This window comes from Kitasatospora sp. NPDC058406, from assembly GCF_042722765.1.
Taxonomy (GTDB): domain Bacteria; phylum Actinomycetota; class Actinomycetes; order Streptomycetales; family Streptomycetaceae; genus Kitasatospora.
In genome coordinates, this window is sequence record NZ_JBHXKE010000250.1 from 1 (window position 1) to 5,145 (window position 5,145).

Genomic DNA, 5,145 nt, shown 5'->3' on the forward strand with positions numbered 1-5,145 from the left:
ACCACCGGGAGAACGACCTCGTGCTCCTCGAAGCGGGTCATGGCGAGAGGGTCCGCCAGGAGCACGCTGGTGTCGAGAACGTACGTGCGCCGGTCTGGTGTCCGGCGGCTCTTGGAACTGACCACTAGGCCTCCAGGGCGGATGACCCTGCGTCATCCGCGGCAAGCCGGCCCCCGCTGCCCCGGTGGCCTCGGGGCCGGTCTGCCTGGAGTATTCCCAGGCGGGGGGCGGTGCATTCGCGTCCTCGGCGAACTGACGGATCATTGCCGGTGAACGTTTGGCCTCGCCCCGCCACCGGGTAGATCAGCCCCTACGGCGCTCTCCGCCCGGGCGGCGACCGGTCCCGCCCGGCGGCCCCTCAGTCAGCCCCTCAGTCAGTCTCAGTCAGCCCCTCCGGCCGTGCCCGCACGGCGCTCCCGGGCGGGCCGGGCCTCCTCGACCGCGGTCGCGGTACGCGCCGGGTCAGAGTCCCATCCGCCGGTGCCGCTCCTCGTAGGCGCGCAGCGCCCGCAGGAAGTCGACCTTCCGGAAGGCCGGCCAGTACGCCTCGCAGAAGTAGAACTCGCTGTGCGCGCTCTGCCAGAGCAGGAAGCCGGAGAGCCGCTGCTCGCCCGAGGTGCGGATGACCAGGTCGGGGTCGGGCTGCCCCCTCGTGTAGAGGTGCTCGGCGATGTGCTCGACGTCGAGGATCTCGGCCAACTCCTCGATCGAGGTGCCCCGCCCGGCGTGCTCCTGGAGCAGCGAGCGGACGGCGTCGGCGATCTCGTGCCGGCCGCCGTAGCCGACGGCCACGTTCACGGTGATCCCGTCGATCCCGGCGGTCTCCTCGGCGGCCTTCTTGAGGACGTCGGCGGTGTGCTGCGGCAGCAGGTCCAGTGCACCGACCGGGTTGACCCGCCAGCGGCGGGCGGCGGCCAGGTTGGTGACGGCGTCCTCGATGATCCCGAGCAGCGGGACCAGTTCGCCGGCCGGGCGGGAGAGGTTGTCGGTGGAGAGCATCCACAGGGTGACGACCTTGACGTGGGTCTCGTCGCACCAGCCGAGGAACTCGCTGATCTTGTCGGCCCCGCGCTGGTGACCGTAGGCGGTGGACCCGCCGGTCGCCTTGGCCCAGCGGCGGTTGCCGTCGAGGATCACGCCGATGTGGTGCGGGGTTCGGGCGAGGTGCACCTCGACCCGACGGCCGTACAGGCCGTACATCCCGTCCAGCAGGGTGCGCAGACCCGGCGTGCGTTCGACGACATCGCGCAGACCCATGCTTTTCGGCCCCTCCGTGCTCACTTCACCGGGTGCTTCACAACCCCCGGCGCAGCCTACTCCCGCGTTGTGTCGGCAAGGAAAGCCGCAGGTCCCGGGAGGGTCACGGTCCGGTGCGGAGTCTGTTGCGACGCGTGTGGCCCGGATGGCCGGAAGGCGCCCGCGAGAACCCCGGGTGTCCACAGGGGCGCCGGATACGGAACGGTCTCCGATTCCTTAAGGAATCCGTAAGCCGACGGTTCAATGCTTGACGACCACTAATGGTCTAGTCCAGCTTTTGACCCAAGGCGGAACGAACACAACCGGACCGCCCCACCGAGGCAGTACTGCGGACCTCCCCTCCCCCACACGCGGCCGCCGCGCCCCCCACCGCGGCGGCCGCTCCTCCCCACAGGAGCGCACCTCCATGGCCCGTACGCTGAACCAGCCCGCGCACAAGCGTCGGCGCAGCCCCCTCCCCGCCCTCGCCGCCGGCGCCACCGCCCTCGCGCTGGCCGGCACCGGGCTCGCCCTCTTCGCCGGGGGCGCCAACGCCGCCGCCGGGAACCTCGTCGGCAACGGTGGCTTCGACTCCGGCTCGCTGAGCGGCTGGACCTGTACCGGCGCCGCCCGCGTCGTCACCACCCCGGTCCACTCGGGTGCCGGCGCGCTGCAGGCCACCCCGGGCGCCGCGGACACCGCCGAGTGCACCCAGACCATCAGCGTGCTGCCCAACACCAGCTACACCCTCAGTGCCTGGGTCCAGGGTCCGTACGTCTACCTCGGCGCGCGCGGCACCGGCGGCACCGACCCGAGCGCCTGGTCCAACCAGAACAGCTGGAACCAGCTCTCCACCACCTTCACCACCGGCGCCAACGCCACCAGCCTCACCCTCTACCTGCACGGCTGGTACGGCCAGAGCGCCTACCTCGCCGACGACGTCGTGCTGAGCGGCCCGGGCGGGACCACCACCCCGACCCCCACCCCGACCGTCACCCCCACCCCGACGCCGACCGCCACGGCCACGCCGACCACGACGGCCTCCCCCACGGCCACCGCGACGCCGACCCAGACCGTCACCCCGACCCCCACCCAGACGGTCACGCCGACCCCCACGGCGACCAGCACCGGCAACCCCAACACCGGCCTGCCGAAGCACGTCGTCACCGGCTACTGGCACAACTTCGACAACAAGGGCAACAACCTCCAGAAGCTGAGCGACGTCCAGAGCGCGTACGACATCATCGCGGTCTCGTTCGCCGACTCCGTCGCCAACCGCCCCGGCGCCATCACCTTCAAGCTGGACGCGGAGCTCTCCGCGGGCCTCGGCGGCTACACCGACGCCCAGTTCCGGGCCGACGTGAAGGCCAAGCAGGCGGCCGGCAAGAAGGTCATCATCTCCATCGGCGGCCAGAACGGCGCCATCCACGTCAACGACGCGGCCGCCGCGAGCGCCTTCGTCGAGACCGCCTACGCGGTCATCAAGGACTACGGCTTCGACGGCCTCGACGTCGACCTGGAGAACGGCCTCAACCCGACCCACCTGGGCAACGCGCTGCACGCCCTGCAGGCCAAGGTCGGCCCGAGCTTCATCCTGACGATGGCGCCGGAGACCATCGGGATGTACTCCACCGCCGGCTCCTACTTCCAGCTGGCGCTGAACACCAAGGACATCCTGACCGTCGTCAACACCCAGTTCTACAACTCGGGCGGCATGAACGGCTGCGACGGCAAGGTCTACAACCAGGGCACCATCGACTTCATCACCGCCCAGGTCTGCACCCACATCCAGGGCGGCCTGCGGCCCGACCAGGTCGGCATCGGCGTCCCCGCCTCCTCCAAGGCGGCCGGCGGCGGCTACGTCTCGCCGAGCGTCGTGAACAACGCCCTGGACTGCCTGGCCACCGGCAAGAACTGTGGCAGCTTCGTCCCGCCGGCCAAGTGGCCGACCATCCGCGGCGCGATGACCTGGTCCACCAACTGGGACGCCAACAACGGCAACGCGTTCTCCAACGCGGTCGGCCCGTTCGTCCACCAGATGCCGTAATCCCCCACGGCGCGCCGCCCCGTGAGGGTGGGGCCAGCGCGTCGGCGCCGGGCCCGTCGTACCTTGACCGGTACGACGGGCCCGTCCGCCGTTTCCGGGGCGGGTGCGCCACGGTCCAGCCGTAGCTCGGGGCCGCCCCGCGCTACGGCTGGACCAGGACCGTGAGCAAGGTGCCGAGCAGCAGGAACGGACCCATCGGCACCTCCCGGCCGCGCACCGGACGCCGGCGCACCAGGGCCGCCACCAGCACGCCGACCGACCAGAGCCCGGCCAGCAGCACGACCGTGATCAGCCCGGTCAGCGCCGCGGACCAGCCGTACCGTCCGAGCAGCGCGCCGAGGCCGAGTGCCAGCACGCTGTCCCCGGGGCCCATCAGTCCCAGCCAGACCGGCAGTTCGAACAGCGCGCCGGCCGCCAGCGTCACCAGCAGGCAGCGCAGCAGCACGTCCGGGCTGCCGTCCACCAGTTCCAGCACCGTCAGCAGCACCGCGAGCCCCGCCGCCAGCGTCCAGCTCAGCGGGTACGGCAGCCGGTGCACCCGGGCGTCGGTGAAGCCGAGCACCACCCCGACGCCGGCCGCCCAGAGCAGCAGCAGCGCGTCGGACGGCCGGCCGGCCGTCAGCGCGGCGGCGGCCGCGGCGGCGGTGACCGCCTCCACCTGCCAGGCGCCCGGGCCCAGCCCGGTCCGGCAGCCCGGGCAGCGGCCGGTCGGCGGCAGCCCGCGCAGCTCCCGCGCGCAGGACGGGCAGGTGGTGCGCCACGGCTCGCCCTCGGGCACGGCGTACCGCACCACCAGGCCACGCAGTGCCGGCGCCGCCAGCAGACCGGCCAGCACGGCCCCGACCACGCTCGCGATCACGACGTCCTCCCCCTCCGCGCGGCGACGGTACGATCCGGCGGGTCCCGGTCAGGAACCGGCCGGACGCCGTCCGCGTCCGACTCAGGCGGCACCCCTTGATCCGGGTGCCGCGACCGACCACATCATCCACGGGGGAGACACACCTTGACGAAGCACCGGACCACTCTGCGCGCGGCCGTCCCGGTCGCGGCGCTGGCGCTGGCCCTGACGGCCTGCGGGCCGGAGAACGACGACCCGGCCGTCGTCGCCGCCCCGACCGCCGCCGGCACCACGGCGGGCGCTCCGGCGGGGGCCCCCACGGGCGCGCCGACCACCGCACCCACCGGGGCCCCGGCGGCCACCGGCGGCGGCGCGGCGGGAGGCGGCGGCACCGCGACCGCCAACCCCGCCCCCTCGGCCGCCACCAGCGGCAACCCGATCGGCGGGGCGAGCGGGGGCGGCAGCAAGATCACCTTCGAGAACCCGCTGCCGCTGACCGCCACCGGCAGCTACCTCGGCAAGACCAAGGCCGACGTGACCCCGGTCTCGGTGGTCAAGGGCACCGCCGCCGACCTCGCCCCGTTCAACTTCAAGCCCGCCGACGTCGCCGGCAAGACGCCGTACTACGTGACCGTCTCGTTCACCAACAGGACGGGCGCCCCGCTGAACGACGAGTACTTCATGATGCGGTTCAAGGTGAACACCGACGCCAAGGCGACCGGCATCCTGGCGGCCCCGACCATCCTGAAGTCCATCCCGGCCTGCGACTCCGGCAAGAAGCCCGGCACGCTCGCCGACGGCCAGAGCCAGCAGCAGTGTGCCGTCTATCTCGTGCCCAACGACACACCGCCGCAGTTCCTCACCTTCGGCAGCGTTCTGGACACCCAGCCACTGATCTGGAAGGCGAGCTGACGCCTCCGCCTCCCGATCCAAGGAGTGGCTGAGCAGTAGCGTCCGGGCGGGGCCGGGGGGGGGCCACCTAACGCGCCGGGCCCCCCCGGTGATGCCCCAAAATATGGGGGCA

At 72.5% G+C, this 5,145-nt stretch carries 5 protein-coding genes; 2 read left to right on the forward strand and 3 right to left on the reverse strand.

Going from position 1 to position 5,145, the window contains the following annotated elements:
- Both ACFWOG_RS33810 and ACFWOG_RS33815 read right to left on the reverse strand, forming a co-directional pair.
- On the reverse strand, positions 1 to 125 hold a 125-nt coding region (locus ACFWOG_RS33810), incomplete at its 3' end, for a PIN domain-containing protein (RefSeq protein WP_355406000.1).
- A gap of 337 nt (positions 126 to 462) precedes the next feature.
- A complete protein-coding gene (locus ACFWOG_RS33815) occupies positions 463 to 1,257 on the reverse strand; it encodes an isoprenyl transferase (protein ID WP_329879722.1) in 795 nt (264 codons plus the stop codon).
- Positions 1,258 to 1,663: 406 nt separating this feature from the next.
- Here ACFWOG_RS33815 and ACFWOG_RS33820 point away from each other — a divergent pair, with 406 nt between their 5' ends.
- Entirely contained in the window at positions 1,664 to 3,283 is a 1,620-nt protein-coding gene (locus ACFWOG_RS33820; protein WP_329879721.1) for a carbohydrate binding domain-containing protein, read from the forward strand.
- A gap of 142 nt (positions 3,284 to 3,425) precedes the next feature.
- On the opposite strand, the gene ACFWOG_RS33825 is transcribed toward ACFWOG_RS33820, so the two are convergent.
- Positions 3,426 to 4,142 carry a prepilin peptidase gene (locus ACFWOG_RS33825; RefSeq protein WP_380363037.1) on the reverse strand — a complete coding sequence of 239 codons (717 nt, stop codon included), beginning with the start codon at positions 4,140 to 4,142 and terminating at the stop codon, positions 3,426 to 3,428.
- A 144-nt stretch (positions 4,143 to 4,286) separates the two neighbouring features.
- Between ACFWOG_RS33825 and ACFWOG_RS33830 the strand changes: the two genes are divergently transcribed.
- On the forward strand, positions 4,287 to 5,033 hold the full coding sequence (locus ACFWOG_RS33830; RefSeq protein WP_380363038.1) for a hypothetical protein: 747 nt from the start codon (positions 4,287 to 4,289) through the stop codon (positions 5,031 to 5,033).
- Positions 5,034 to 5,145 lie beyond the last annotated feature (112 nt).

Excerpts from the sequence above, each read along its gene's own strand:
- ACFWOG_RS33820 (WP_329879721.1), top strand. The coding sequence starts at position 1,664 with ATGGCCCGTACGCTGAACCAGCCCGCGCACAAGCGTCGGCGCAGCCCC.
- ACFWOG_RS33815 (WP_329879722.1), bottom strand. The coding sequence starts at position 1,257 with ATGGGTCTGCGCGATGTCGTCGAACGCACGCCGGGTCTGCGCACCCTG.